This window comes from Variovorax sp. YR634, from assembly GCF_900106655.1.
Taxonomy (GTDB): domain Bacteria; phylum Pseudomonadota; class Gammaproteobacteria; order Burkholderiales; family Burkholderiaceae_C; genus Variovorax.
In genome coordinates this window covers 67,265-93,974 of sequence record NZ_FNOL01000026.1, presented here as the reverse complement: position 1 = coordinate 93,974, position 26,710 = coordinate 67,265, and the positions used below count along the sequence as shown (strand labels likewise).

The 26,710-nt window shown below is 66.2% G+C and carries 22 protein-coding genes and 1 pseudogene; 9 read left to right on the top strand and 14 right to left on the bottom strand.

What is annotated here, in order from left to right:
* Window positions 1-242 (bottom strand): annotated as a pseudogene (locus tag BLV60_RS29650) (ABC transporter permease); the annotation flags it as partial.
* 174 nt (window positions 243-416) lie between these two features.
* The gene (locus BLV60_RS29645; RefSeq protein ID WP_093058883.1) at window positions 417-1,499 is read right to left on the bottom strand and encodes a tartrate dehydrogenase; all 1,083 of its coding nucleotides are present in this window, start codon (window positions 1,497-1,499) and stop codon (window positions 417-419) included.
* Window positions 1,500-1,848: 349 nt separating this feature from the next.
* Between BLV60_RS29645 and BLV60_RS29640 the strand changes: the two genes are divergently transcribed.
* Window positions 1,849-3,276, top strand: coding sequence for a sensor histidine kinase (locus BLV60_RS29640; protein ID WP_093058882.1), 1,428 nt, complete (start codon window positions 1,849-1,851; stop codon window positions 3,274-3,276).
* Window positions 3,277-3,307: 31 nt separating this feature from the next.
* Complete coding sequence (locus BLV60_RS29635) at window positions 3,308-4,165, top strand: aldo/keto reductase (protein ID WP_093058881.1); 858 nt, start codon at window positions 3,308-3,310, stop codon at window positions 4,163-4,165.
* Window positions 4,166-4,172: 7 nt separating this feature from the next.
* On the opposite strand, the gene BLV60_RS29630 is transcribed toward BLV60_RS29635, so the two are convergent.
* From BLV60_RS29630 to BLV60_RS29605, 6 genes are all read right to left on the bottom strand, one after another.
* On the bottom strand, window positions 4,173-5,663 hold the full coding sequence (locus BLV60_RS29630; protein WP_093058880.1) for a nucleobase:cation symporter-2 family protein: 1,491 nt from the start codon (window positions 5,661-5,663) through the stop codon (window positions 4,173-4,175).
* 202 nt (window positions 5,664-5,865) lie between these two features.
* Window positions 5,866-7,638, bottom strand: coding sequence for an EAL domain-containing protein (locus BLV60_RS29625; RefSeq protein WP_093058879.1), 1,773 nt, complete (start codon window positions 7,636-7,638; stop codon window positions 5,866-5,868).
* Between the two features lie 115 nt (window positions 7,639-7,753).
* Entirely contained in the window at window positions 7,754-8,509 is a 756-nt protein-coding gene (locus BLV60_RS29620; RefSeq protein ID WP_093058878.1) for a GntR family transcriptional regulator, read from the bottom strand.
* Between the two features lie 14 nt (window positions 8,510-8,523).
* Window positions 8,524-9,261 (bottom strand): aspartate/glutamate racemase family protein, encoded by a 738-nt coding sequence (locus tag BLV60_RS29615; RefSeq protein ID WP_093058877.1) that lies wholly within the window; start codon window positions 9,259-9,261, stop codon window positions 8,524-8,526.
* A gap of 28 nt (window positions 9,262-9,289) precedes the next feature.
* A complete protein-coding gene (locus BLV60_RS29610) occupies window positions 9,290-10,783 on the bottom strand; it encodes an NCS1 family nucleobase:cation symporter-1 (protein WP_093058876.1) in 1,494 nt (497 codons plus the stop codon).
* Window positions 10,784-11,036: 253 nt separating this feature from the next.
* Window positions 11,037-12,170, bottom strand: coding sequence for a hypothetical protein (locus BLV60_RS29605; protein ID WP_256329629.1), 1,134 nt, complete (start codon window positions 12,168-12,170; stop codon window positions 11,037-11,039).
* 198 nt (window positions 12,171-12,368) lie between these two features.
* Here BLV60_RS29605 and BLV60_RS29600 point away from each other — a divergent pair, with 198 nt between their 5' ends.
* Window positions 12,369-12,755 carry a VOC family protein gene (locus BLV60_RS29600; RefSeq protein WP_371127416.1) on the top strand — a complete coding sequence of 129 codons (387 nt, stop codon included), beginning with the start codon at window positions 12,369-12,371 and terminating at the stop codon, window positions 12,753-12,755.
* A gap of 114 nt (window positions 12,756-12,869) precedes the next feature.
* Complete coding sequence (locus BLV60_RS29595) at window positions 12,870-13,619, top strand: TerC family protein (protein ID WP_093058873.1); 750 nt, start codon at window positions 12,870-12,872, stop codon at window positions 13,617-13,619.
* 24 nt (window positions 13,620-13,643) lie between these two features.
* On the opposite strand, the gene BLV60_RS29590 is transcribed toward BLV60_RS29595, so the two are convergent.
* Window positions 13,644-14,543, bottom strand: coding sequence for a LysR family transcriptional regulator (locus BLV60_RS29590; RefSeq protein ID WP_093058872.1), 900 nt, complete (start codon window positions 14,541-14,543; stop codon window positions 13,644-13,646).
* Between the two features lie 130 nt (window positions 14,544-14,673).
* On the opposite strand from BLV60_RS29590, the gene BLV60_RS29585 reads away from it, so the two are divergent.
* The 3 genes from BLV60_RS29585 (at window position 14,674) to BLV60_RS29575 (ending at window position 17,670) form a co-directional block, all read left to right on the top strand.
* Window positions 14,674-16,326, top strand: coding sequence for a sensor histidine kinase (locus BLV60_RS29585; RefSeq protein WP_093058871.1), 1,653 nt, complete (start codon window positions 14,674-14,676; stop codon window positions 16,324-16,326).
* Entirely contained in the window at window positions 16,323-17,009 is a 687-nt protein-coding gene (locus BLV60_RS29580) for a response regulator transcription factor (protein WP_093058870.1), read from the top strand. Before BLV60_RS29585 ends, BLV60_RS29580 begins: the two co-directional genes overlap by 4 nt.
* A 175-nt stretch (window positions 17,010-17,184) precedes the next feature.
* Complete coding sequence (locus BLV60_RS29575; protein ID WP_093058869.1) at window positions 17,185-17,670, top strand: SgcJ/EcaC family oxidoreductase; 486 nt, start codon at window positions 17,185-17,187, stop codon at window positions 17,668-17,670.
* A 28-nt stretch (window positions 17,671-17,698) separates the two neighbouring features.
* Here the strand turns inward: BLV60_RS29575 and BLV60_RS29570 are convergent, their stop codons facing one another.
* Window positions 17,699-19,408 carry a CehA/McbA family metallohydrolase domain-containing protein gene (locus BLV60_RS29570; RefSeq protein WP_093058868.1) on the bottom strand — a complete coding sequence of 570 codons (1,710 nt, stop codon included), beginning with the start codon at window positions 19,406-19,408 and terminating at the stop codon, window positions 17,699-17,701.
* Window positions 19,409-19,575: 167 nt separating this feature from the next.
* Here BLV60_RS29570 and BLV60_RS29565 point away from each other — a divergent pair, with 167 nt between their 5' ends.
* Window positions 19,576-21,606, top strand: coding sequence for a putative bifunctional diguanylate cyclase/phosphodiesterase (locus BLV60_RS29565; RefSeq protein ID WP_093058867.1), 2,031 nt, complete (start codon window positions 19,576-19,578; stop codon window positions 21,604-21,606).
* A 12-nt stretch (window positions 21,607-21,618) separates the two neighbouring features.
* Here the strand turns inward: BLV60_RS29565 and BLV60_RS29560 are convergent, their stop codons facing one another.
* Genes BLV60_RS29560 through BLV60_RS29545 form a run of 4 tightly spaced genes read right to left on the bottom strand, consistent with a single transcriptional unit; the run spans window position 21,619 to window position 26,283 of the window.
* Window positions 21,619-22,845, bottom strand: a complete 1,227-nt coding sequence (locus tag BLV60_RS29560; RefSeq protein ID WP_093058866.1) for a M20 family metallopeptidase — start codon at window positions 22,843-22,845, stop codon at window positions 21,619-21,621.
* A gap of 17 nt (window positions 22,846-22,862) precedes the next feature.
* Window positions 22,863-24,641, bottom strand: coding sequence for a 2-oxo-4-hydroxy-4-carboxy-5-ureidoimidazoline decarboxylase (uraD, locus tag BLV60_RS29555; protein ID WP_093058865.1), 1,779 nt, complete (start codon window positions 24,639-24,641; stop codon window positions 22,863-22,865).
* On the bottom strand, window positions 24,638-25,600 hold the full coding sequence (puuE, locus tag BLV60_RS29550) for an allantoinase PuuE (RefSeq protein WP_093058864.1): 963 nt from the start codon (window positions 25,598-25,600) through the stop codon (window positions 24,638-24,640). The genes uraD and puuE overlap by 4 nt, the downstream gene beginning before the upstream one ends.
* Window positions 25,601-25,608: 8 nt before the next feature.
* On the bottom strand, window positions 25,609-26,283 hold the full coding sequence (locus tag BLV60_RS29545; protein WP_093058863.1) for a GntR family transcriptional regulator: 675 nt from the start codon (window positions 26,281-26,283) through the stop codon (window positions 25,609-25,611).
* Between the two features lie 74 nt (window positions 26,284-26,357).
* Between BLV60_RS29545 and uraH the strand changes: the two genes are divergently transcribed.
* Window positions 26,358-26,708 (top strand): hydroxyisourate hydrolase, encoded by a 351-nt coding sequence (gene uraH, locus BLV60_RS29540; protein ID WP_007838349.1) that lies wholly within the window; start codon window positions 26,358-26,360, stop codon window positions 26,706-26,708.
* Window positions 26,709-26,710: the final 2 nt, after the last annotated feature.

Below are 26,710 nucleotides of genomic sequence, written 5' to 3'. Positions count from 1 at the left end.
TAGCTGTCGCCGAGGTTGCCGGTGAGCAGGCCGCCGATCCAGTGCCAGTAGCGTGTCCACGCCGGCAAGTCGAGGCCCAGCTTGGTGGCCAGCGCTGCGACGGCTTCAGGAGAGGCATCCGGTCCCATCAGCATCTGCGCTGCATTGCCCGGAAGAATCTCCAGTACCAGGAACACGATGATGGATGCGCCCACCAGGGTGCCGATGAGCGTCAGTGTGCGTTTCAGCAGGAACAGGCCCATTTCAGTGACTCCGCTCTGCGTTGTGTCGTTGGGTGTTCTTGTTCAGGGCGAGTGCGAATGACACCGGGTACTCCTCTCCGCGAATGTCCCCCGCCTTCGGCTCCTCCTTTATTTCACTGCGGGGAGCACCCGGTGCCATTCGCACATGAGCGCGCCTTGAACAAGAGCGAGATTTCATGCCGAGATGCAGCTAGCAATCGCGCGGCCGACGTCCACAGTCGAAGCAGTGCCGCCCATGTCGCGAGTACGCGGACCTTCGCTCAGCACAGTCTCGATGGCCGAGATCACCGCAGCCGAAGCCTCTGCGTACACGGGGTCGTTGTTGCCCAGATGGTCGAGCATCAGCGCGGCCGACCAGATCTGGCCGATCGGATTGGCGATGCCCTTGCCCGCGATGTCGGGCGCCGAACCATGCACCGGTTCGAACAGTGAGGGGAATTTGCGTTCGGGGTTCAGGTTGGCCGAGGGCGCGATGCCAATGGTGCCGGTGCAGGCCGGGCCCAGGTCGGAGAGGATGTCTCCGAACAGGTTGGAAGCCACCACCACGTCGAACCAGTCGGGGTGCTGCACGAAATGCGCGCACAGGATGTCGATGTGGTACTTGCTCGTCGCCACGTCGGGGTAGCGCGTGGCGATCTCGGCCAGGCGCTCGTCCCAATAGGGCATGGTGATCGAGATGCCGTTCGACTTGGTGGCGGCCACCAGGTTCTTGCGCTTGCGGCGATTGGCGAGCTGGAACGCGTAGTCGATGATGCGGTCCACGCCGGTGCGGGTGAACACAGCCTCCTGGATTGCCATCTCGCGCGGCGTGCCTTCGAACAGGCGCCCACCCACCGAGGTGTACTCGCCCTCGGTGTTCTCGCGCACCACCAGAAAGTCGATGTCACCGGGCTTGCGGTGCGCCAGCGGGCCAGGCACGCCGGGCATCAGGCGCACGGGGCGCAGGTTCACGTACTGGTCGAAGTCACGGCGGATCTTGATGAGCAGGCCCCACACGGCGATGTGATCGGGCACCTTGTCGGGCGCACCCACCGCACCGAAATAGATCGCGTCGTGGCCCTGAATCTTGTCGGCCCAGTCGGCCGGCATCATCAGGCCGGTGCGCACATAGTGGTCGGAGCCCCAGTCGAAGTGGTCGTACGAGAAATCGATGCCGAAGCGGCGACCGACCGCATCGAGTACGCGCAACCCTTCGGGCATGACCTCGACGCCGATGCCGTCTCCGGGAATGACGGCAATCCTGTGCTTTTTCTGCATTGACTCAACCTGTTCCAAGTTCGTTTCGTTCGGTGCACCAGCGCTCGTGAGGCAGGGCTTGCCAAAAAATTCTAGAAGCGAGAACTGGGCCTGAAGAGGGGGTTGGCACTCAAATGGTGTTGACAAAATCAGAAGGCAAAGCGGAATGCCTTCGCAGGGGATTCCGAGAATTCCCCGTCATTAAATTGACTTTGACTTCAGAAAATTAGAAGGCGACAAGCATCCGCGACCGACCGCTTGCCGGCTCCGACAACCGGTTCATGAAGGTTTTCTGAAGCCCTCGGCGCGGGCGTGCCGGATACTCCACGCGCTTGCGATGCGCTCCGCAGAGACCGCCGCCTGGAGGACCATGAATCTTTTGCCTGTCGCCATGACGGCGCTTGCCCGGCGCTGGAAGCGGTGGTTGCAGCCCTCGCTGCTGCGGCGCTTGCTGCTGGCGCAGACCGCGGTGGTCGTGCTGCTGTGGGGCGCCATCCTGGCGCTGTTCCTGTACGACTCCAACCGCGTGACGGATCTGGTGCGCTACGACAAGATCTTCGATAGCGTCATCACGATTGCGCAGAACCTCGCGGCCGACCCCGCCCGTCAGCAGGAGGCCCTGAAGGCCTTCGACATGGCGCTGCTCGAAACCTCGGGTGACTTCAGTTCGGAGACGGACAAGGCGCCCGTCATGCAGGTGTGGCAGCGGGGGCGGCTCATCTTCAACTCCACAGCTGCCGCGCCGGTCATGCAAACGGCAGTGCCGGGTCGGGTGGAGAACGTGCGCGTCGGCGAGCGCATGTGGCGCGCGCGCATGATGACTTCGCCGGGGCTTGACACCCGCGTGCTGCTGGCCGAGCCGAAAGTCCTGCGTTTCAGCGTCACCGTCGACCACCGCAGCTACTACCTGCTGCCGCTGGCCATCAGCCTGCCGTTTCTCGTCTTTCCGGCGTGGCTGTCGGTGCTGTTCGCGCTGCGGCCCTGGCGGCAGGTAACGCAAGAGACTGCCGAGCGTGGCCCGGCCGACCTGACGCCGCTGAGCTTCGAACCGCGGCACAAGGAGCTGCAGCCGCTGGTGCGCAGCATCAACGGCCTGCTGCGCAGCGTGCGCGACCGGGCATCGCGCGAGCGCGTGCTGATCGCCGATGCAGCGAATGAACTGCGCACGCCGCTCGATGCGATGCGCGTGAATGTCGAAGCGCTGAAGGAACAGACCGCCGACGCGGGCCAGCGCGAACTCATGATCAACCTGCTGCGCAGCAACGACCGCGCCGCGCGGCTGGTGGGCCAGCTGGAGCAGTTGATGCGCAGCGACGAGATGCCGCAGGACGCGGTGCCCATGCGGCTCGCGTTCGATGCGCTGGTGCAGGAGCGCATCCCGTTCGTGGAGGACCTTGCACGCGTGCGCGGCATCGGGCTGGACTTCGTGTCCGAAGGCGCGGTGCTGGTGTTCGGCGAACGCGAGAGCCTGATCTCGATGGTGAGCAATCTCATCGAGAACGCCATCAAGTACAGCCCGGATGGCGGCACTGTCACCGTGCGCGTTGCGTGCGAACCGGAATCGTCGAAGGCCGTGCTGCGCGTGACGGACCAGGGGCCTGGCATTCCGCCGGAGCTGCGCGAGCGCGTATTCGACCGCTTCTTTCGCAACCCGGACCAGACGCAGTCGGGCAGCGGACTGGGGTTGGCGATCGTTCGCTCGGTGCTGAACAAACATGGCGGCCGGATCGAACTGGCAGCCGGTGAAGACGGGAGCGGCCTGCTCGCGACCGTGTGGCTTCCGTTGTCGACGGGCTGACAGGGCCTTGCGTCCCCCGTACCATGGCCCGATGCGAACACTCCAACTCCCCACCGGCGGCGAGATGCCGGTCCTCGGTCTCGGCACCTGGCGCATGGGCGAAAACGCGGGGCATCGCGCGGCCGAAGTGAAGGCGGTGCGCGAGGCCATCGAGCTCGGCTACCGCCTCATCGACACCGCCGAGATGTACGGCGAAGGCGGCGCCGAAACCGTCTTGGGCCAGGCCATCGGCGAGGCCTTGCGTGCGGGCGACGTGCGGCGTGAAGAGCTTTTCGTCGTCAGCAAGGTCTACCCGCACAACGCCAACAGGCGCGGCACGCGCGATGCCTGCGAGCGCAGCCTGAAGCGGCTGGGGCTCGACGCCATCGATCTCTACCTGCTGCACTGGCGCGGCAGCCATCCGCTGAGCGAGACGGTCGCGGCAATGCATTCGCTGGTGGCAGACGGGCGCATAGCCCACTGGGGCGTGAGCAACTTCGACACCGACGATATGGAAGAGCTGGCGCAGGCCGTGGGCGATGGCCCGGAGTGCGCGGCCAATCAGGTTTACTTGTCGCTCGGCGAGCGCGGCCCGGAGTTCAGCCTGCTGCCCTGGCTGCGCGAACATGGCATACCGCTGATGGCCTACAGCCCGATCGACCAGGGCGCGCTGGCCGAAGACGATGGGCTGGGCGAATTGGCCGAGCGGCTCGGCGTGACGGCCGCGCAACTGGCGCTGGCTGCGGTGATCGCGCGGCCCGGCGTGGCGGCGATTCCGAAGGCGGTGCGCAGCGCGCACCTGAAGGAGAACCTGGCGGCAGCGGAGTTGAAGCTCGATGCGGCAACTCTCGAAGAACTCGACCGATTGCACCCACCGCCGCGGCGCAAGGGGCCGCTGGCGATGATCTAGCAAAGGCTCAGTGGGCCTCGGCCTGCTTGGCCGCAGCAATCACGGCCTGCTCGTCGTGCTTTGCACCATTGAGGAACAGGTTCAGCAGCACAGCCGCAATCGACGCCAGCAAGATGCCCGACTCGATCAGCGAGTGAATGGCATGCGGCATCCACTGCTTGAAGTTGGGCGCGATCAGCGGAATCATGCCGACGCCGATCGACACCGCGACGATCATCGCGTTGTGGCGATTAGTCTTGAAGTCCACGCCCGACAAAATGCGGATGCCGGTGGCCGCGACCATGCCGAACATCACGAGGCCCGCACCGCCGAGCACCACCGTGGGCAGCGACTCGACCAGCGCGGCCATCTTCGGCAGCAGGCCCAGCACGATCAGGATCGCGCCGCCGGCCACGCACACATAGCGGCTCTTGATGCCGGTGACGGCCACGAGGCCCACGTTCTGCGAGAAGCTGGTGTACGGAAAGGTGTTGAAGATGCCGCCGATCAGCGTGCCCAGGCCGTCGGTGCGCAGGCCGCGGGCCAGGTCCTTCTGGCTGATCTTGCGGTCGGTCATTTCACCGAGCGCGAGGAACATGCCGGTCGATTCGATCATCACCACGATCATGATGAGGGTCATCGTCAAGATCAGGATCGGGTCGAACTGCGGCATGCCGAAGTGAAAGGGCAGCACGATGTCGACCCACGCAGCCTTGCCCACTTTCTCGTAAGTCATGAGTCCGGTGATCGAGGCCACCACGGCGCCGATCACGATGCCGAGCAGCACCGAGATGTTGGCGATGAAGCCCTTGGCGTACTTGACGATCAGCAGGATCGACACCAGCACCAGCGCAGCCACGCCGAAGCCCGACAGGTCTGCGTACTTGGGGTTGGGCACGGTGGGCATGATCGCGAAGCCCTTGGGCACGGCGGGAATGGAGCTGCCGGGCGAAGTCACTTCGGCCAGCCACTTTGCATAGACCGGGTCGACCAGCGCGGGCGCCGTCGGGCCCACGGGGTTGCCGAAGATCCAGTTGATGCCTACGCGCATCAGGCTGATGCCGATGACCGCGATGATGGTGCCGGTGACCACTGGCGGAAAGAAGCGCAGCATTCGGCTCACCAGCGGCGCGATCAGTATCGACACCACACCCGCGCCGATGATGGCGCCGAACAGCAACTGCGCGCCGTTCTGGCCGGGGTTGGCATTGGCGATGGCGACCATCGGCGCGACCGACGCGAAAGTCACGCCCATCATCACCGGCAGCTTGATGCCGAAGAACTGCGTGGCGCCCAGCGCCTGGATCAGCGTGGCGATGCCGCAGCAGAAGAGGTCGGCCGAGATCAGCAGCGCGACCTCGTCGGGCGTGAGCTTGAGCGCGCGTCCGACGATCAGCGGCACCGCGACGGCGCCCGCATACATCACCAGCACGTGCTGCAGGCCGAGGGCCGCGAGCTTGCCCGAAGGCAGGCGCTGGTCCACGGGATGGACTGTTGAGAGAGAACTGTCGGCCGTCATCGTTGGGCTCCTGCTGCGGCGAGAAGGAAGGTGGGCGACACGGCTTGGCATGCGCACACCCCGTTGTGTACGCCAAACTGTATACAACTTATGCAACAATTCAGACTCTGGAAAACCCGCATCCGCGCAGGGGCCTCGCCGGGTGGTCAAGGCCGCAAGACTGTCGCCGGCCGCCGGGACCATCGACGCATGAATCCCTGCGCTATGCGCGCGGCCGGGCCTCGCGCACCGTGAGGCCCGAGGCCGCCTGCTTGGCATCGTGCTTCGCAATGGCCGCTTCGCTCGCCACATCCTCGGCATGGCTGAACATTCCCGGCGGAATGCGCACCGCGCCGATGGACAGCGTGGAGAAGGGCGTGAACCGGACCACGCCATGCCGGTCCTCGCCTTCGATGCCACCGGACTGTCTTTCCGCTTCGTCGTAGAGGCCGGGCGCCTGCCGGTTGAAGTCGTCGATCAGAGCGGTGCAGCGCCGGTGCCAGTCAGGGCTCTGGAACAGCACCAGGAAGTCGTCGCCGCCGATGTGACCGACGAAGTCGCGATGGGCGTCTGCATGCTGCGTCGCCAGTCGCGCGAGCAGCAAAATCATTTCGTCGCCGCGCCAGTAGCCGTAGTGGTCGTTGAACACCTTGAAGTTGTTCAGGTCGGCATAGCAGGCAGCAAAGTCGGCACCGCTGTCGAGCAGGCGCGCGATATGGATGTTGATGGGTATGTTGCCCGGCAACGAGGTCAGCGGATTGGCGTGCCGGGCGGCCTCGATGCGCGCCTCGGTCACGGCGCGCACGAGCTGGTCGCCCGTGCCCAGGCCGACGTAGCGCTTCTTCTCCGTGACGATGAAACCTTCGCTCAGGTAGCGCTGGTCTTCAGACATCAGGATGCCGAGCAGGCTCTCGACGTTCTCCTCGCGCTCCACGATGCGCGGGGTGCTGCTGCCGTAGGCCAGGCAGGGGCGGCGGCCGTGGACCTCGCGGAAGTACATCCGCGCGTAGTCGTTCATGAACGACTGCCGGTTGATCAGCGAGACGGGGGTGCCCTTGTCGACCACGGCGAGCGCATGCAGCTCGGGGTGCTTCTGGAAGATTGCGGAGACCTCGTCGATCGGCGTCTGCGGGCTGAGCGCAGGCGCCTGGATGACCGACAGGCTGCGCAGCACGTTGGGCTGCGACGGTTGCGACGCGTGCGGCATCACGGCGATGCGGGTGTCGCGGATGGTGGCCGCCATGGGCTCGGGCAGCGCCGGCTGCAGCGCCGGCGCCGGCCGGCCGAACAGGTAGCCCTGGCCGTGGGCAATGCCGAGGTCGCGCAGCACGTGCAGGTCCTTCGCGTCTTCCACGCCCTCTGCAATGAGCTCGGTGCCCAGCGCGTTGCCGAAGCCGACGATGGCGCGCACCAGCGCCACGCTCTGCGGGCTGTTGGCGATGCCCTGGGTCAGCAGCTTGTCGATCTTCACGAAGTCTGGCTGCAGGTCTTTCCAGCGCCGCAGGTTGGAATGGCCTTCGCCGAAGTCGTCGAGCGCAACACGTGCGCCCAGCGCATGCAGCGCCTCGACCGCACGCCCAAGCGCCTCGGGGCTGCCGGTGGCCCGCTGCTCGGTGAGCTCCACGGTCACGTCGCGGGCACTGACGTTGTGGTGCGCGAGCATGCGTTCGAGCCAGCACGCCGTGCCCGCGCCGCCCATGGCCGCGACCAGCGCGTCGGCGCTCATGTTCACGAACAGCCTGCCCGCATCGGGCAGGCGGCCCCACTGGGCGAGGATGACTTCCACGCACAGCAGCTCGAACTCGATCAACCGCGACTCGGCCGCGGCTAGTGCAAGCAGCGCCTGCGGGCTGTGGAGCGGAGTGCCGGTCGGTCCGCGAATGAGGGCTTCATGGCCGAAGACCGTGCCCTTGCGCAGATCCACGATGGGCTGGAAGAAGGGCGAGATCGCAGGAGGCGAGGCAGGGGTGGCGTTGGGCCGGGTTTGCCGGGGCATGCTGTGGAAGTTGTTCGTCGGCGGCGATCGCGCACGGGAAAAACGCGTAAGCCATTCGGGCTACAGCATGACGCAGTTGTGTGACAGCCGCACCGGCCCTGCCGGCCGTGTGGGGTCAGGCGAGCAGCGCCTTGACCAGATCGAGCTGGCGGTCGGGCTTTTCGGTGCCGAGTTCGAGGCTGGACTCGATGCGCTCCAGGTGGTCGATCATGCTCGTCACGGCTGCCTCCACGTCGCCCTTGCGGCACAGGCGCAGGAAATCGGCGTGCTCGTCCGACGAGCAATGCGGGTCGTTCGACGAGTGGTAGAGCATCGCAATCAGCGAGCTGCGCGCGACCAGTTCACGCACCAGCTCGGCCAGCGTGCGGTTGCCGGTGGCCTCGGCCAGCGCCACGTGGAAGTCGCCCAGCAGCTTCTCGCGCACAGTGCCCGTGGTGGTGGTCTGGCGCAGTGCGGTGCGCTCGAACTTGATGTGCTGCTCCAGCACCTGGTAGTCGCGCGGCCGCGCGGCGGCGATGAACAGGCGCACCACTTCGCTTTCGAGGATGCGGCGCACCGCGAACACCTCGCGGGCCTCTTCCACCGAGGGCTGGCAGACGAAGGCGCCCTTGTCGGGAATCATCTCGATGAGCTTGTCCTTCGACAGCATCAGCAGCGCGGCGCGCACCTTGGTGCGGCTCACCGAATACACGCGGCCCAGCGCTTCTTCGCGCAGCCAGGTGCCGGGCGGCAGGCGCTTCTCGACGATCGCGGTGGCGATGTCGTTGGCGATGCTTTCGATGGAGCTGTTCTTGTCGGCTGCAGCCACGCCGTTCTCGTCCGGAACGGCGGTGGCAGGGGAAGCGGAGGGTTTGGAACTGGCGCGGGGCATGCGCGGATTGTGGCCTAGCGCGGGAGAGTGAAGCCCTCGAGCGCACCAATGATGGGCTTGGGCAGGGGCTTTGCCAGCTCCCCGCGCTTGCTGGTGCGCAGCTTCAGGGCAACGAGCGATTCGATCAGCTTGGTGCCCGCGGCCACGCCGTCGATCACGGGCACGCCGAGCACCTGCTCGATGTGCGCGCACAGGTCGGTCATGCCGGCGCAGCCGAGCACGATGCAGTCGGAGCCGTCTTCTTCGAGCGCGCGCCGGCATTCGTCGACGATGCGTTCCCGCGCGCCCGAGCCCGGCTCTTCCAGTTCGAGCACGGGCAGTTCGCAGGCGCGCACGTTGGCGCAGAAGCGCTCCATGCCGTAGATCTCGGCCAGGTGCCAGGCCTGGCCCATGGTGCGGCCCAGGGTGGTCACCACGCTGAAGCGGCTGCCGATCATGCTGGCCAGGTGCATGGCGGCCTCGGCGATGCCCACCACCGGGCCGCGTGCCAGCTCGCGCGCGGCCTTCAGGCCCGGGTCGCCGAAGCAGGCGATCACGTAGCCGTCGATGCCGTCGCGCTCGCCCGAAGCGATCTCCTGCAGCAAGCCCGGCACGGCCAGCGCCTCGTCGTAGTGGCTTTCGATGGAGACCGGCCCCATGGCCGGGCTCACGGCCACGATCTCGGTGCCGGCATGCGCCACCGCGCGGGCGCAGGCGCCGATCTTCTCGGTCATGCTCCAGGTGGTGTTGGGATTGATGATCTTGATGCGCACGGCGCGGTCCCTTTCTTTCTCTTTCAGTTCAAGTCTTGCTGTTGCGGTTCAGCAGGGCATAGAGGACGAAGCCCAGGCCCATGCCGATGAACCAAGCATAGTTGGCGCCACCGCGCAGCGCAGGCACCATCACGCACAGGATCGGCACGAGGGCGGACGGCACCAGCGCCTGGATCGCCTTCGGGTTGTAGCCGCCGCTGTACCAGTATTCGCCCTTGGGGCTCATCGTGTAGAGCGCGTCCACGTCGATGCGCTGCTTGCGCACGATGTAGTAGTCGGCAATCAGGATGCCGAACAGCGGGCCGATGAACGAACCCAGCACGTCGAGCGTGTAGTGAATGACCTCGGGGCTGTTGTAGAGGTTCCACGGCGTGAGAAACACCGAGCCCACCGCGGCGATCATGCCGCCCGTGCGCCAGCTGATGTGCTGCGGCGCCACGTTCGAGAAGTCGAAGGCCGGCGAGACGAAGTTGGCCACGATGTTGATGCCGATGGTGGCGATCATGAAGGTCAGCGCGCCCAGCACCACGGCGGTGGTGCTGTCGATCTTGCCCACGGTGTGCACCGGATCGGTGATGAGTTCACCAAACACGGGCAGCGTGGCGGCGGTGGTGATGACGGTCAGCAGCGAGAAGAACACGAAGTTCACCGGCAGGCCCCAGAAGTTGCCCTTCTTCACCGCGTCGAAGCTCTTGCCGTAGCGCGAGAAGTCGCCGAAGTTGAGCATCGGGCCGCTGAAGTAGCTCACCACCAGCGCAATGGCCGAGAGCATCACGGGCAGCGCGTCCCAGCCCTGGAACTTGATGCCGCCCAGGTTCAGGTCGATGTTGCTCCAGCCGGCCTTCCACACCAGCCAGCCGCAGAGCACGGCCATCACCACGTACACCGCCGGGCCGGCCCAGTCGATGAACTTGCGGATGGCATCCATGCCGCGCCAGAACACGAAGGCCTGCAGCACCCACATGACCATGAACGCGACCCAGCCAAGCGCCGAGAGGCCGACGAAGCCGTACTGCGCGACATCGGCATACGGCGCGAGGCCCGGGGCCATGTGCAGCGCCAGCACCATGAACGCCGCCGAGGCAAGGTACGTTTGCACGCCGTACCAGGCCACCGCGATCAACCCGCGGATGATGGCCGGAATGTTCGCGCCCAGCACGCCGAAGGGCGCGCGGCACACCACGGGGTAGGGCACACCCGTCACCTGGCTGGGCTTGGCCACCAGGTTGCAGAAGAACTGCACGATCACGATGCCCACCAGCAGCGACACCAGCACCTGCCAGCTCGACAGGCCCAGCGCGAACAGGCTGCCGGCCGTGATGTAGCCGCCCACGCTGTGCACGTCGGACATCCAGAAGGCAAAGATGTTGTATTGGCCCCAGGTCTGCTTCTTCAGCGGAGCGAGGTCTTCGTTGGTCAGGCGCGGGTGGTAGCCGGGCTTGATGAGGGCGTTCGATTCCGCGTTCGGCGCAATGCCTGCTTCGCTTGCCCCCGCGGGGGCCTGGCTGACGACTGTGCTCATGGTCTTTCCTCGTGCGAGTGGGGTGGATTGAGTACGTGCTTTTCGGATGCGTTATTTGTATACAAAAAATGCACTCAATCAAGACCATTCGGGGAATCATATATCCGTAGATTCCCTGATGCGCTGTAGACGCAGGTGAGAAAAACGCGGGCCGAAGCCAGGCGCGCGTCGGCCCCGGCCCGGCAGGCTTGCACAGCCTTGGGAGCGGGTGGTGCCCGTCTGCGGCGGCGAACGGCCGCAGGGAGGAGATTGCTCAGTACAGGCTGTAGTGGTAGTCGTAGCTGCGCAGCCGAAGCCGTGGCTTGCGCGGTTCATCGAAATGAAGCTGCAGCAGATTGCGCGGGTGGGCAGTGTCCACCAGCAGCTGGTTTTCGGACTCGGGCGAGCCCGCCTGCGACAGGGCGAGGCGTTTGAACACGTTGGTCAGAGCGGATTCGGCGTCCTGTGGCTTGTACTCGTCGTCCAGCAGCAGTCCGGGTTCGGCGATGTGTTCCTGGTGGAGCCAGTACCAGACTCCTTCATTCGGTATCGCGGGCCGGGCGCCGGAGTTGCCTTCGTCTGCCGGGGTGTTGGGCGGCTCCCCGGGAGCGACGCCATCCGGGTCCCAGGCCAGGGCGCCGAGGCCGTCGCCGATCTCCACGAACACGGCCACGCTGCGCTGGTAGCGTGCAAGGACGGCGGGGGGCAGCAAGGTGTTCAGGGACTGGTTGCCACCGCCGAGAGCATGGCCGCCCAAGCCCGTCAGCAGGTCGATGGGCGTCTGCAGGCGGTGGGGAGGCAGGAAGTACGAGTTTCCGATCTCGACGTTTGCCCCACCCAGCACTTCGCGCAGCAGCGCGGGCAACCGGACGTTCAGGCGCGTCTCCGATTCGAGGAGTGCTGCTTGCGCGGTGATGCCGGCAGGCAAGTGCGGCTCGCCCACCTCTACCAGCCTGGACAGATGGGCAAAGGCCCGGACCCGGTCGATCAGGGGCTGGCTCTGGTCGTAGAGCGGATGGGAGACAGGGGCCAGGTCGAGCACGGCGCACCGCTTCTTGAATGATGTGGCTCGCCCTTGCGCGTCGACATGCGATCCGCGCAGTTCGAAGCGCTGGAGTCCGGCGGGCAGATCGAAGACCACCGCAGGGAGCTTCTTCAGTCCGGGCAGCACTGCCTTGTGCTCCAGCCGGGCGACAGTCCTGCCGTCAATCAGCACATCGGCGTTCACCTGCTCGCCTGCGGCGAGCCAGGGGTGGATTCCGGCCTTGCCGTTCTTGGCCCCCTGCGGCATCGCCTGCGCAGGAGCGCTCTTGCCGAAAATCCGCAACAGCCCCGTCCACAGCCCGGCCAGAGGTGATCGCGGTTGCTGGTGGACATGAACGGCAGGAGAGGGAGGAGTCGATGGCATCTTCGCTGTGGATTCAGGAGTTCAATCCCCGCAGTGTCGCCCGACTGATGCATCGAAATTGGTGTGGCTCACAAGAAAAATATATCGCTTTCGATAATGAGGGCCGCTGCCTAAAGTTGCGCCCATCCCACCCCTTGATCCGATGGAAAGCCCATGAGCAGCACCAGCACCCGCATCCCGTTTCATCTCGCGTTCCCCGTGCGCGACATCGCCGAAGCGCGCGCCTTCTACGGCGACCTGCTGGGATGCCCCGAAGGCCGCAGCGCGCCCGAATGGGTCGACTTCGATTTCTACGGCCATCAGATCGTGGCGCACCTGGCGCCCGACGAATGCGGCCACCACCAGAGCAGTTCGGTCGACGGTCACGACGTGCCGGTGCGTCACTTCGGCGCGATCGTTCCCATGGACCAATGGCAGGCCATGGCCGACAAGCTCATCGCTCGCCAGACCAAGTTCGTCATCGAGCCCTATATCCGGTTCAAGGGCGAGCCCGGCGAGCAGGCGACGATGTTCTTCCTGGACCCTTCCGGGAACGCCATCGAGATGAAGTCGTTCGCGGACTTGAGCTCGCTTTTCGCCCGCTGAACGGGCAATGGCCCATGGGTCGCGGGGGCGCTGGCGCCCTGTGCGTGCGCGCCTTTAAGATGCGCTCGCCCGCCGCGGTCGCCGACCGCGCGTTGACGCAACAGAGTCGCGCCCATGCTCCAACTTCTCTCCGATCCCCAGGTCTGGATTGCCTTCGCCACGCTGACCGCGCTGGAGCTGGTGCTCGGGATCGACAACATCATCTTCATCTCGATCCTGGTCGACAAGCTGCCGCTGGCCCAGCGCGAATTCGCACGGCGCATCGGCCTTTTCATGGCCATGTTCATGCGCATCGGCCTGCTGCTGGTGCTGGCATGGATCGTCGGGCTGGTGAAGCCGCTCTTCGTGGTGTTCGGCCAGGAGATCTCGGGCCGCGACCTGATCCTGATCCTGGGCGGGCTGTTCCTGATCTGGAAGAGCACGAGCGAGGTTCACCAGTCGCTGGAAGGCGAACACGAGCACAAGCAGAGCACGGCCAAGGCGACCTTCGCCTCGGTGATCCTGCAGATCATGGTCATCGACCTGGTGTTCTCGCTCGATTCGATCATCACCGCGGTCGGCATGGTGGACGACGTGCGCGTCATGATCGCGGCGGTGATCGCCTCGGTGCTGCTCATGATGCTGTTCGCCGGGCCGATCGGCCGCTTCGTCTCCAACCATCCCACCATCAAGATGCTGGCGCTGTCCTTCCTGGTGGTAGTGGGTGTCGTGCTGGTTGCCGAAGGCTTCGAGCATCACGTGCCCAAGGGCTACGTGTACTTCGCAATGGCTTTCTCGCTGAGCGTGGAAATGCTCAACATCCGCATGCGCAAGAAGTCGGCGAAGCCCGTGGTGCTGAATCCGCCCCACATACCGGGCGATTGAGGGGCCGAGCCGGTCAAGTCGGCACTACGCCGAACGTCGGCGAGTCGGTGCCGTCGCGTCGACCGCATCGCGCAGGCATTGGGCGAAGTGCGCCACCACGGGCGGACTGGCCCGGGGCTTGCGATGAAGCAGCCCGATCTCGCGATGGAAAGTGAACTCGCCCAGCGGGACGATGCGCACCCCCGCAGGCATCGGAAGATGCGCCTCGACCAGCGGCACAAGCGCCACGCCCAGGCCCCTGGAGGCCAGATGAATCAACCCGGGGATCTCGTCGATCTCGATGGCGTCGTTGACCGAAAGGCCTTCCCGGCGCAGAAACGCCTCGACCATCCGCCCTCCGAACGAAGCCCTGTCGTAGCGAAGGAACGGCTGTTCCTGGATCAGCGCCCGCCAGTTCTTCGTTGCAGGCAAGGCCTTGGGCACGACCAGCACAAAGGGCTCCTGCACCAATGCCTGCCACGTCAGGTCGGGAGGCATTCCGAAGGGCGGGCGGATGATCACGGCCGCATCGATCTTGCCGGCGTCCAGGTCGTCCATCAGGCGCATCGAGACGCCGGGCGACACATGCACGCGCACAAGGGGGAATGATTTACGCAGCTGCTCGAGCGCACGCGCGAGCAGCGTAGGCTGCGCCGAGGCAATCGAGCCGATGCGAAGGAGCCCCCGGGTGGCGTCGTCGTGAGGAAGTTCGCCGAGCTTGGCGAACAGGGCGCAGATTTCTTCCGCCCGCGGCAAGGTCGTCTGGCCCGCGACGTTCAAGGTGGCCGATCGGCCCGTCCGGTCGAAGAGTTCGAAGCCCAGGGCCTCTTCGAGCCGCTTCATCTGGCTGCTCACTGCCGATTGCGTGAGGCCGATGCGGTCGCCGGCTGCCGCGAAGGTGCCGAGCTTGCACACCGCAATGAAGGTCTTGAGTTCGTTGATCACGCCTGGAGCATCGCAAACATCGATGCTCGGGTCAATCGAGCTTCAACAGAAGTGATGGATGCCTGGCCGTCCAACGGGCATGGGCTATTCTTCGCACCCTTCAAAGCAGGTCCCCGCCTCGCACCGATCGATGCCTTCCATCAAATTCCGCTCGCGGCTCTCGCTGGCCTTCGCGGCGCTCGTTGCGCTGGTCTGCGTGCAGGCAGCCTTCATCTACCTGGGCTCCGAGCGCGTCACCTTCTATGCGCAGCACAGCCGGTTGGCGAGCGACATCCAGTCCGATCTGCTGGAGCTGTCCGCCAACAAGCAGCGGCTGCGGGTCTGGGCCTCGCAGCGGCTGATGAATGGCGACGCACCCATCGAGTCGCGCGACCGCTGGCTGGCCGGCATGCGCTCCAGCGCAGCCAGCCTGCGGGACCTGACGCAGCGCGACCTGGCCTGGTGGACCACCGTGACCTCGGCGCGGGGGACACAGGTGCCCGAGGCGGTGACCCAGCTGGCGGCCAGCATCGACCTGCTCGATGCCAACATCGCCGCGGTCCAGGATCGCCTGCTGCAGCTCACGCCCCTGCAGCCGGGAGCGGAGTTTTCGTCGGTGTGGCAGCAGATCAACCAGGTGTTCGACGTGACGCGCGGACGCGACCTGCGCGAACTCGTCAACGGCGCAATCGAGCGCCAGAAGCAGGCGGTGCCGGCCGCGCGCCTGGCCACCGAGCACGCCATCGAGGTGCTGCGCCTGCAGGCCATCGGCCTCGCTGTGTTGACCCTGGCAGCGGCGGTGCTGCTCGCCATTCGCCTGAACCGGCGGCTGCAGGCGCCCATCGCCAGCCTGCTGACCGGCACGCAGGCCTTGCAGGCGGGCCAGATGGACCATCGCATGGCGGTCGGCTCGGGTGACGAATTCGGCCAGGTGGCCGAGAACTTCAACGCCATGGCCGCCGAACTGCAGCAGCGCCGAAGCGATGCCGAAGCCGCGCGGCACAAGCTCGAAGAGGCAGTGGATGCGCGCACGGCCGAGTTGCAGACCGCGCACGTCACGCTGCAGAACATCGACCAGCGCCGCCGCCAGTTGTTTGCCGACCTGAGCCACGAGCTGCGCACGCCGGCCACCGCCATCCGCGGCGAGGCCGAGATCGCGCTGCGCGGCACCGACAAGCCACTGGCCGAATACAAGGAAACGCTGTCGCGCATCGTCGGCGGCGTGGAGCAGCTCGCGCGGGTGATCGACGACCTGATGCTGATCGCACGCGCCGAGGCCGATCAGCTCGTCATGCGGCAGGACCAGGTGGACCTCGGCCTGCTGGTCGGCGATGCCACCGAGCAGGCCGAGGCGCTGGGTGCGCTGCACGGCGTTGGGGTTCGCCTCGATGCCTCGCACGACGCACAGCCAGGGCTGCTCTACGTGCATGCCGATGCCGACCGGCTGCGCCAGGCCTTGGTGATCGTGCTCGACAACGCGGTGCGCTATTCGCGCTCGGGCGGCGAGGTCCGCATCGGCTGGCGTGAAGTCGACGGATGCGCGGAGATCGCGGTGCGCGACAAGGGCATCGGCATCGACGCCGACGAGCTGCCCACGGTGTTCCAGCGCTTCACGCGCGGCCAGCGCGCGCGGGCTCATCGGGTCGATGGCACCGGCATTGGCCTGTCGATTGCGCAGGCCATCGTTGTCGCGCACGAAGGCCGCATCGACATAGACAGCGAACCGTTCGTGGGCACGACGGTTCGCATCCGGCTGCCGCGCTTTGATGGCGCAGCCAGCCCCACAACGCCGGAGGCCGCATGAACAACATCCTCGTGGTCGAAGACGATCCGCGCGTGGCCGACTTTCTGCAGCGCGGCCTGCGCGCCGAAGGCTATGGCGTGCAGCTGGCGCGCACCGGCACCGAGGGCCTGGCATTGGCGCGCGGCGGTGAGCCAGCGCTGCTCATCCTCGACCTGATGCTGCCCGGCATCAGCGGCCTGGAGCTCTGCCAGACGATGCGCGCCGAAGGCCATCATGTGCCGGTGCTGATGCTCACGGCCATGAGCTCGCTGGAGGACAAGGTCAACGGCCTGCGGCTGGGCGCGGACGACTATCTGACCAAGCCCTTTGCCTTCGAGGAGCTGCTCGCGCGCATCGAGGCGCTGCTGCGGCGCGGACGCGAACAGCGCGTGAAAGCGAGCAGCCTGCAGGTGGCCGACCTCGTGCTGGACCGCGAACGCATGCAGGTCACGCGGGCCGGACAGCCGATTGCGCTGACGGCGAAGGAGCTGGCCTTCCTGGAGCTGCTGATGAGCGCGCCCGGCCGCGTCTACAGCCGCGAGCGCATCCTCTCGAACGTGTGGGGCACCAACGAGGACCCGCTGACCAATGTGGTCGACGTCTACGTGCGCCGCCTCAGGGCCAAGATCGACGAGGGCCACCCGCTCGCGCTGCTCAAGACCGTGCGCGGCTTCGGCTACCGGCTCGACGCGCAGGAGGCCTGAACAACTGGACGCCCGGGCGCGCGTTCATCCGTTGTTCATCTGCGCTTCAACCTGCGTTCATGGCCCGGCACGGGTCGTGTTCATCTCTGCGCCAGAGACTTGATTCCTGCCTCGCGAATGCGGTGCAGCGCCGGCAGACACCGGTGCTTCAACACTTTCACAACAAGGAATCTCCATGAAGAAAAGTCTCGTCACCAGTGCCGCCCTCGGCGTTCTTTCTCTCACTCTTGCCACCGGTGCGCTGGCCCAGGGTTCGGGCGCCGTTGCTTGTGCGCCGACCAATGAAGCGCAGATCGGCGCACTGTTCGACCGCTGGAACAACTCGCTGCGCACGCTGGACCCCGACAAGGTGGTCGCCAACTACGCACCCGACGGCGTGCTGCTGGCGACCGTGTCGAACCAGCCGCGCACCAACCCGGCGGAGATTCGCGACTACTTCGTCAAGTTCCTCAAGAGCGAGCCGCAAGGCACGATCGACAAGCGCATCGTCAAGATCGGCTGCAACGTGGCGCAGGACGTCGGAACCTACACCTTCCGCTTCAAGGATGGCGGCACGGTGCATGCCCGCTACACCTATGTCTACGAATGGGTGAACGGGCAGTGGCTGATCGCGCATCACCACTCGTCGGCGATGCCGGAGGCGCGCGCCGCGAAGAACTGATCGATGCGGGCGGGCTCCGGCTCGCTCGCTACAGCGCCGCGACCTTCACGAACACCGGGTTCGAGTAGAACCACAGGTCGCTGTAGTTGCGCACGTTGATCGCATTGAAGCGCGCCACGTTGTCGGTGCCGGTGGTCTGCGCATCGGGCAGCGGCTCACCGGCGGCGGTTTCGTTGGGCACGTCGGTGCCCAGGTTGGTGCCTCGCAGGCGGAAGTACTGGTTGTTGCCGGCCTTCACCGTGTAGCTCACAGAGAAGTAGCCATCGGCATCGAGCTTCCAGTCGTTGCGGGTGAAGCGCTTGAGCACGCGAGTCGACGGGTTGGTGTCGCGCGCATAGCCCGGCGTGCCCGCCAGCTCGGGGCCGGTCACGTCGCCGCCGATCAGGTCGATGTGGTCGACCACCGGCTTCACGTTGGCGAAGTTGCCGCTGCCGAGCTGGTATTCGAAGTTGTTGCGCTCGGGGCTCTTGAAGCGGATGGTGATCTTCAGGTCTTCGCCGGCCTTGGCCGTCACGTCCGAACCCATCTCGCCAGTACTTTTGGCGCTTTGCACCTTGAAGTCGAGTGCGTCGATCAGGCCGCCGTTCACAGCGAAGAGCTTGCCTGAGCGCAGGGCCGAGAGCAGCGACTTCGGATCCTTGACGTCGCCCCACAGGTGGTTCCTGGCGTATTCGCCCGGCGCGTAGCCGCTGCTGTACTGGCCTTGCGAGGTGGTGAAGTGGTAGTCGGAGTCGGCCACGTTCCAGATGTGGCGACCTTCGGACAGCAGCGCGTCCCAGGTGCCGCCGAGCTTGGCGACGAGGTAGTCCACGCCGCCGTAGGTGCGCGAGGGCAGGTTGGCCGGAATGTAGGCGCTGTTGTAGCCGCCGCGGTCGGGCTCCATCTGGTTGCCGACCATGCCTTCGAGCGAGAACACGATGTTCGGCGCGAGGTCGTTCATTTCGCGCAGCTGGGCGATCGTGTACTTGCCGGGGTTGCGCGAAGGATGGTTGATCTGCAGGTAGCTGGTGTCTGGATAGTTCTTCTTGAGCCAGGCGATAGCGGCGAGCGTCTCGGCGTGCGTGTCGTAGTTGACGCCGGCCTTCGGGCCCCAGGCGGTGACGTCGCCGGCCGGGAAGAGTGCGGCGGCCCGGTTGGTGAAGAGGTATTCGAACTGGCTCGCGGCCTTGAGCGCGGCATCCGACATGGGGTTGTCGGTCAGGATGCCGACGTTGCCGTGGTCGTGCGAGGGCATGTCCCATTCGAAGGACGCGAAGATCGTCTTGTCGGCATATTTGCCGCCGGCCTGCAGCGCCTTGATGCGCGGCACCTGGTACTTGGCCATGCCTTCCGAGAACGGAATCTGCGCCGGCAGCTTGGTGCCGTTGTTGTCGTAGGAGGACAGGCGCAGGTGGTCGGACAGCGCCGCCCAGTCGAGCCCGAACTGGTCGAAGGCCTTGGCCAGCACCTGGTCGAGCGTGGAAATCTGCTGCGTGTCGTCCGACTGGATCGTGTGGATGTGGAGGTCGCCCACGGTCCAGCGGCCTGGCGGCACCGACGGGCCTGGATCGGCCGCGGGAGCGGGGGCGGGGGCGGGCGCGACGGCCGCCGGGGTGCTGGGCGCCACGGGGAAGAAAGCCGGGCCGCTGGAGTCTCCGCCGCCGCAGCCGGCCAGCATGAGCGTGCCGATGGCGAGGGTGGAGAACAGCGTGCGGCGGAACGGGAGGGGCGTCGAGAGGGCGGTCGGAAGAATGAACATGGCGGTCTGAAAAAAATGACGCGCACCTGAAGTGCGCGTGTCGAAGGAAGTCGCCGAGTCTCGAATGGCGCGATGACGCTTCGATGAAAGCAGAACGAAAGTTCGTTGTTTTCGCGCCAGCAACCGGGCCGCCGGAGGGCTTGCCCTCTATAAACTGTGCCCCTTCCATGATCCCCAGCGCGCCCGTCCCCCTGCCCACCGCATCCATCGACGATGGGGTGCTGTCGCGCATGGTGCGCACCGATCAGCTCGTGACGGTGCGCCGCAGCGTTCTCTCGGCCATTCCGATCAGCGTGGTGCTGAGTTTCACCGCGGCGCTGGTCGCCCTCAATGCCGGCCGCGCGTTCGAAGGGATGAGCTGGCTGCTGCTGTCGCTCATGGTGAACGGGATGCGCAGCTACATCTGCCGCTGGCCGTTCGCGCCTTCGCCCGGTGCCGAGCCCGGCAGTGATGTCCTGACCTCGCCTGACGGCCGCCCCGTCGAATGGCACCTGCGCATTGCTGCGGTCCTGGCTGCGGTGTCGGGCTGTGTGTGGGCCCTCATTCCGTTTCTGTGCGACGGCTACTCATCGCCGCAAGCGGTGTTCTATCTCACGGTGGTGTGCGGCATCTGCGCGGGGGCCGTCACCTATGGCATTGCCTATGCGCTCGTGCCCATCAGCTTCATCACGCCGGCGCTGCTGTCGGTGGTCGGTTGCCTTGTCTATGCAGGCGGCTTCGACAATCTGAGCCTGGCGGCGATGGTGCTGCTGTACCTCGCGGCACTGGTGCGCGGTGCGCTGCACAGCGACAGGACCTTCCGCGAAGGAAGCCGCCTGCGCAACGAAGCCACCGCCATGGCCGCACAGCTGCGGCTGGTGCACGCGCTGTCGCTGGACGCCACGCAGCAGCTGGCCTTCCGGGCCTCGCACGATTCGCTCACAGGCCTGCTCAACCGCGAAGGCTTCACCGAGGCGGCGACGCTGCACATCGCCGCACCCGGCGGCGGCCAGCACGGCCTGCTGCTGCTGGACCTCGACGGCTTCAAGGCGGTGAACGACGCCTTCGGCCACAAGGTCGGCGACCGCGTGCTGCAGGACGTGGCCCGCTGGCTGCAGCGGGAGACCGCCGACATGCAGGCCGTGCTCGGCCGCTGGGGCGGCGACGAGTTCGCGGTGCTCTACAGCCTGCAGGACGAGCGGCAGGCACCTACGGCCATTGCGCAGGCGCTGATCCGTTCGATCTCATTCGCCACGGCGCATTACGGCGGCCATCTGGGCGTGAGCATCGGCATCTCAGTCTCGGGCGAGGCCGAGATTGCCGACATGATCAGCTTTGCCGACGAGGCCGTCTACGAGGCCAAGCGCACCGGGCGCAACCGCTACCAGGTCTTCGACAAGGCGCTCAACCAGCGGCTTGCCACGCGCCGGGACGTGGAGCGCGACCTGCTCCATGCCATCGAGGCGCGCGACATCGGCGTGTGGTACCAGCCGATCATGAACAGCGACGGCCGGGAAGTTCACAGCCTCGAGGCATTGATGCGCTGGAACCATCCGCGCCATGGCCACATTGCCCCCGAAGAGGTGATCTACGCGGCAGCGAGCACCGGCGTGGCCGAGCCGCTGCTGCGGCATCTGGTCGACGAGGTCTGCCTGGGCATGCGCCAGCTGGAGGCCGTAGGCTCCAGCCTGGCCGCCGTGCCGGTTGCCATCAATGTCTCGCCGCGCGAGATGGCGCAGCTGGCGGTCGACGACATCGTGCTCGGCATGCTGAAGGCGCGCGGCGTGGCACCGCGCCGGCTGCAGATCGAGATCACGGAAGAGGTGGCGCTCGACACGCATGCCACGCGCAGCCGGCTGAGCGCGCTGTCGGCCGCGGGCGTGGCAATCGTGGTCGACGACTTCGGCGTGGGTTATTCGTCGCTGGCGTCGCTGCGCAGCGAGTACGTGCGGCAGGTGAAGATCGACCGCAGTTTCATTCTCGACCTGTCGTCCTCGCCGGGCAACGTGGTGCTGGTGGACGCCATCGTCCAGCTCGGCCGCTCGCTGAACATCCAGGTGGTTGCCGAAGGCGTGGAAACGCAGGACGAGCTCGATGCCCTGCACGCGATAGGTTGCCGGCTGGTGCAGGGCTATCACCTGGCGCGGCCCGCGCCGCTGCCCGATGTGATGGCGTGGGCCACGGCGCGCCTGGCGCCCGCGGCCGTCAAGGTCATCTGAGCCGGATCAGGATCAGGCCAGCAGGTCGCTGAGCGTGCGCGCGATCACCTTGGTGGCGCGGCGCAGGTCTTCGAGCACCACGCGCTCGTCGCTGCGCTTGGCGTGCGATTCGAGCACCGTGCGCGGGCCGGCGCCGTAGATCACGCCGGGAATGCCGGCTTCGACGTACAGGCGCACGTCGGTGTACAGCGGCGTGCCCATGGCCTTGATGGGCTCGCCGAACAGTTCGCCGCCGTGCTTCTGGATCGCATCGACCAGCGGCTTGTTGCCGGCCAGCGGCTTCATCGAATTGGCGAGCAGCAGGCGCTTGATCTCGACCGTGATGCCCGCGCTCTCGGCGGCGGCATCGGCAATCACCTTGCGGATCGCGGCTTCGACTTCGACCGGGTTCTCTTCGGGGATCATGCGGCGGTCGAGCTTGAACACGACCTTGCCGGGCACCACGTTGGTGTTGGTGCCGCCCTCGATGCGGCCGACGTTGAGGTACGGGTGCGTGATGCCCTCGACCTTCGACGTGACCTGCTGGTAGAGCGTGTTCTGCGCATACAGCGCGTTGAGGATCTTCACGGCGCCTTGCAGCGCGTCGATGCCGGTGGCCGGCACGGCGGCGTGGGCCATCTTGCCGTGCACCGTCACTTCCATCTGCAGGCAGCCGTTGTGCGCGGTGACCACTTCGTAGCTGAAGCCGGCCGCGATCATCAGGTCGGGCTTGGTCAGGCCCTTGTCGAGCAGCCAGCCCGGGCCGAGGATGCCGCCGAACTCTTCGTCGTAGGTGAAGTGCAGCTCGACGCTGCCCTTGGTCGGCTTGGCCACCGCCTCGAGTGCGCGCAGCGCGAAGGTGAAGCTGGCGAAATCGCTCTTGCTGACTGCTGCAGCACGGCCGTAGAGGCTGCCGTCAGCGATCTCGCCGCCGTACGGGTCGTGCGTCCAGCCTTCGCCGGGGGGCACCACGTCGCCGTGGGCGTTCAGCGCCACGGTGCGGCCTTCGTTGCCGTACTTGCGGCGCACGATCAGGTTGGTGATCGATTCGAGGCCGTAGTCCTTCACTTCCTGCGCGGGCACGGCGTGCTTTTCGGCGTCGAGGCCGAAGTCTTTCAGCAGCTCGGCGGTGCGCTCGGCGTGCGGCGCGTTGTTGCCCGGTGGCGTGTCTGTGGGCACCTGCACGAGTTGCTGCAGGAATTGCACTTCCTCGTCGAAGTGGGCGTCGATCCAGGCGTCGAGCTTGGCGTAGTCGGTCATGGTTGTTCTTCTGTGAATCAGTGGGCTTGTTCGGCGGTGAGGTTTTCCAGAAGCAGCTGGAAGGCCTGCACTGCGAGCTGGATGTCGTCGTTGGTGCTCGATTCGAGCGGGTTGTGGCTGATGCCCGAGTTGATGCCGCGCACGAACAGCATGGCCTGCGGCATCACCTCGTGCAGCTTCATCGCGTCGTGGCCGGCGCCGCTGGGCATGCGAAAGAGCGGAATGCCCAGCGCGTCGACGGCCTTTTCCCAACGCTGCTGCCAGGCGGGTGCGCTGGGCGCGGCGGCGGCGCGCATGGTTTCTTCGAGCTCGTAGCGTACGCCGCGGCGCTCGCAGATGTCCTTCAGCGCGTTGACCACGTCGGTGGCCAGCGCGTCGCGCTGCGCGTTGTTGGGCGCGCGCAGGTCGAGGCTGAACTTGCAGCGGCCCGGCACCACGTTGATGGAGCCGCTGGGCACTTCGAGCATGCCGACGGTGCCGACCGAGTCGCCGTCTTTGGCGGCGCGCTGCTCGGTGTAGAGGATCAGCTCGGCCACGGCGGCCGCGGCGTCGCGGCGGCGGTCCATGGGCGTGGTGCCGGCGTGGCTGGCCATGCCGATCACTTCGCCCACGTAGCGCACGCTGCCGTTGATGGAGGTGACGATGCCCAACGGCAGGTCGAGCTCGGTGAGCACCGGGCCCTGCTCGATGTGCACTTCGACGAAGCCGAGGTAGCGCGCCGGGTCGCGCTGGATCTTCGGGATGTCTTCTTCCTTCAGGCCCGCATGCTGCATGGCCTCGCGCATGGTGATGCCGTCGGCATCCTTCTGGTCGAGCCAGCGCTGGTCGAAGTGGCCGATGAGCGCGCCCGACCCGAGGAAGGTCGCCTTGTAGCGCTGGCCTTCCTCTTCGGCGAAGCCCACCACCTCGAAGGCGAAGGGCAGGCGCTTGTTCTGACGCTTGAGTTCGCGCACGCAGGCCATCGGCACGAAGATGCCCAGGCGGCCGTCGTACTTGCCGCCGTTGCGCACGGTGTCGTAGTGCGAGCCGGTGAGCAGGGTCTTGGCGCCGGGCATCGCGCCTTCATAGCGGCCCACCACGTTGCCGACCGCGTCGATGTGCACCGAGTCGAAGCCCACGTCGCGCATCAGCGCGCTGATCTGCGCGGCGCAGGCGCGGTGCGCATCGGTCAGGTAGGTGACGGTGAGCTGGCCCTTCTCGGCATAGCCCGGGTCGGTGTGCACCGAGAGCTGTTCCTGCCAGTCCCACACGTCGTTGCCGAGCGTGACGTCGGCAGCGAACTTGTCGTCGAGGCGAATCTCCGCAATGCGATGGATGTTGCGCAGCGCCTCGCCGAGTTCGAAGTCGGGGTGGTTGTAGAGCCGGCGCGCGAAGGTGTCGATGATCTCGCGCTTGGCCAGCCCCGTGCCGCGCGGGCCACGCACCGCGAGGATGAACGGAAAGCCGAACTTCGCGTTGTAGTCGGCGTTGAGCTGCTGGATCTTCGCGAACTCCTCGGGCGTGCAGTCGGTCAGGCCGGCCTTGCTCTGCTCGTTGGTCGATTCGGCCGTCAGCGTCTTGCTGACCATGGCCTTGCCGGCGAGTTCGGGGTGGGCGCGGATCAGGCCGATCTGCTCGTCGGCCGACGAAGCGGCCAGCGCCTGCACCAGCGCATGCTTGAGATGCGCGAGCGAGCGGAACGGGCGAGCGGCCAGGGCGCGCTGAGCAATCCAGGGCGAGTGCTCGTAGATGCCGTCGAGCAGCGCGACGGCGGCGGCCGGCACCGCGGCGTTGAGTTGGGCGATGGTGAGGCTCATGATGCGGCTCCGGCTTCAAAGGGGTGCGCCAGCTTCCAGTGGCGCGCGATGTCGACGCGCCGGCAGACCCACACGCGGTCGTGTTGTGCGATGTGATCGAGAAAACGCTGCAGCGCCGTGATGCGGCCCGGCCGCCCGAGCAGGCGGCAGTGCATGCCGATGCTCATCATCTTCGGGCTGTTGTCGCCGTTCGGGTCGCCTTCGGCATACAGCGCGTCGAAGGTGTCCTTCATGTACTGGAAGAACGGGTCGGCGTGCGAATAGCCCTGCGGCAGCGCGAAGCGCATGTCGTTGCAATCGAGCGTGTAGGGCACGATGAGCTGCGGCACCACGGTGCCGTCGGTCTTTTGCACCTTCATCCAGAAGGGCAGGTCGTCGCCGTAGTAATCGCTGTCGTATTCGAAGCCGCCGTAGTCGGCCACGAGGCGGCGCGTGCGCGGGCTGTCGCGGCCGGTGTACCAGCCCAGGGCGCGTTCGCCGGTGAGCTTTTCAATGGCTTCCATGCCCAGGCGCATGTGTTCGCGCTCGGTGGCTTCGTCGAGGTTCTGGTAGTGGATCCAGCGCCAGCCGTGGCAGGCGATCTCGTGGCCCAGCTCTTTAAAGGCGGCGGTCAGCTCGGGGTAGCGCTCAAGCGCCATGCCCACGCCGAACACGGTCAGCGGCAGGCCGCGCTTTTCGAACTCGCGCAGGATGCGCCACACGCCGGCACGCGAGCCGTACTCGTAGATGCCTTCCATGCTGATGTGCCGGTCGGGAAAGCTCGCCGGGTTGAACATCTCGGAGAGGAACTGCTCGGAGCCCGCATCGCCGTGCAGCGTGGCGTTCTCGCCGCCTTCTTCGTAGTTGAGGACGAACTGCACCGCGACACGCGCACCGCCCGGCCATTGGGCGTGGGGCGGGTTGCGGCCATAGCCGACGAGGTCGCGCGGGTAGGGCAGGGTGGTGTCGTAGACGGTCATGGTTTGGATCAGGACAGCGCGAGGGAGATGTCGTTGGTGGGCACCTTGCGGTCGAACGTGAGGTTGGCCTCGACGTGCTCCAGGTGTTCGGTCATGAGGCGCACGGCGCGCTCTTCGTCGCGCGCGGCCAGCGCCTTCACGATGTCTGCGTGCTCGTCGTTGGAGTGCTCGGCCGCGCTGGCGCTCTGGTACATCAACGTGATGAGGGCGCAGCGCGAGATGAGTTCGCCCAGGATCTGCGCCAGCACCTGGTTGCCCATGAGCTCGGCCATGCGCACGTGGAAGTCGCCGAGCAGCTCGGTGCGGCCCGAGATGTCTTCGCCCGACACGGCTGATTTTTCGAGCGCAACGTGCTCCTTCAGCGCCTTGATCTTGGCGGGCGTGACGGTGCGCACGAACTCGCGCGTCATCTCGGCTTCGAGCATGCGGCGCACGGCGAACACCTGCTTGGCCTCGTCGACGGCCGGTGCGGCCACGAAGGCGCCGCGTGCGGGCTCGAGCCGTATGAGCTTGTTCTGCGACAGCTGGAACAGCGCCTGGCGCACCAGCGTGCGCGAGACGCCGAAATGATCGGCCAGCTTCTGCTCGGCCAGCTTGGTGCCGGGCTGAAGCCGGTGCTCGACGATGGCCTTCGTGAGGGCATCGACGATCGAACGGGTGGTGGAGGACTCCATGTTTTTCATGATAGACCCAAAGCCGGTAACTGTATACACTTTTGTCCACCGGAATTTCCCGCACCCATTTCAAGGAGCGCCCCATGGGCCTGAGCACTCACGTACTGGACACGATGCATGGCGGCCCCGCAGCCGGCATGGAGGTCGCGCTGTACACCACCGACGGCGACGCCGCGACGCTGGTGAAGCGCTTCACGCTGAATTCGGACGGCCGCAGCGACGGCCCGCTGTACGACAACAACTCGCTGAAGGCCGGTACCTACCGGCTGGTGTTCGACGTGGCGGGTTACTTCAAGGCTCGCGGCGTCAAGCTGCCGGAGCCCAATTTCCTGAACAAGGTGTCGCTGGATTTCGGTGTGGCGCACACCGACCAGCACTATCACGTGCCCCTGCTCGTCAGTCCGTGGAGCTACTCCACGTACCGGGGCTCCTGAGG

What these genes read in the sequence shown, in the direction of transcription:
- BLV60_RS29625 (WP_093058879.1), bottom strand. Translation starts at nt 7,638, where the DNA reads ATGCCCCGGCAAACCCGGCCCAACGCCACCCCTGCCTCGCCTCCTGCG.
- BLV60_RS29545 (WP_093058863.1), bottom strand. Translation starts at nt 26,283, where the DNA reads ATGAAAAACATGGAGTCCTCCACCACCCGTTCGATCGTCGATGCCCTC.
- BLV60_RS29630 (WP_093058880.1), bottom strand. Translation starts at nt 5,663, where the DNA reads ATGACGGCCGACAGTTCTCTCTCAACAGTCCATCCCGTGGACCAGCGC.
- BLV60_RS29560 (WP_093058866.1), bottom strand. Translation starts at nt 22,845, where the DNA reads ATGACCGACTACGCCAAGCTCGACGCCTGGATCGACGCCCACTTCGAC.
- BLV60_RS29620 (WP_093058878.1), bottom strand. Translation starts at nt 8,509, where the DNA reads ATGCCCCGCGCCAGTTCCAAACCCTCCGCTTCCCCTGCCACCGCCGTT.
- BLV60_RS29585 (WP_093058871.1), top strand. Translation starts at nt 14,674, where the DNA reads ATGCCTTCCATCAAATTCCGCTCGCGGCTCTCGCTGGCCTTCGCGGCG.
- BLV60_RS29610 (WP_093058876.1), bottom strand. Translation starts at nt 10,783, where the DNA reads ATGAGCACAGTCGTCAGCCAGGCCCCCGCGGGGGCAAGCGAAGCAGGC.
- BLV60_RS29565 (WP_093058867.1), top strand. Translation starts at nt 19,576, where the DNA reads ATGATCCCCAGCGCGCCCGTCCCCCTGCCCACCGCATCCATCGACGAT.
- puuE (WP_093058864.1), bottom strand. Translation starts at nt 25,600, where the DNA reads ATGACCGTCTACGACACCACCCTGCCCTACCCGCGCGACCTCGTCGGC.
- uraD (WP_093058865.1), bottom strand. Translation starts at nt 24,641, where the DNA reads ATGAGCCTCACCATCGCCCAACTCAACGCCGCGGTGCCGGCCGCCGCC.
- BLV60_RS29580 (WP_093058870.1), top strand. Translation starts at nt 16,323, where the DNA reads ATGAACAACATCCTCGTGGTCGAAGACGATCCGCGCGTGGCCGACTTT.
- BLV60_RS29575 (WP_093058869.1), top strand. Translation starts at nt 17,185, where the DNA reads ATGAAGAAAAGTCTCGTCACCAGTGCCGCCCTCGGCGTTCTTTCTCTC.
- BLV60_RS29635 (WP_093058881.1), top strand. Translation starts at nt 3,308, where the DNA reads ATGCGAACACTCCAACTCCCCACCGGCGGCGAGATGCCGGTCCTCGGT.
- BLV60_RS29605 (WP_256329629.1), bottom strand. Translation starts at nt 12,170, where the DNA reads ATGCCATCGACTCCTCCCTCTCCTGCCGTTCATGTCCACCAGCAACCG.
- uraH (WP_007838349.1), top strand. Translation starts at nt 26,358, where the DNA reads ATGGGCCTGAGCACTCACGTACTGGACACGATGCATGGCGGCCCCGCA.
- BLV60_RS29570 (WP_093058868.1), bottom strand. Translation starts at nt 19,408, where the DNA reads ATGTTCATTCTTCCGACCGCCCTCTCGACGCCCCTCCCGTTCCGCCGC.
- BLV60_RS29595 (WP_093058873.1), top strand. Translation starts at nt 12,870, where the DNA reads ATGCTCCAACTTCTCTCCGATCCCCAGGTCTGGATTGCCTTCGCCACG.
- BLV60_RS29645 (WP_093058883.1), bottom strand. Translation starts at nt 1,499, where the DNA reads ATGCAGAAAAAGCACAGGATTGCCGTCATTCCCGGAGACGGCATCGGC.
- BLV60_RS29640 (WP_093058882.1), top strand. Translation starts at nt 1,849, where the DNA reads ATGAATCTTTTGCCTGTCGCCATGACGGCGCTTGCCCGGCGCTGGAAG.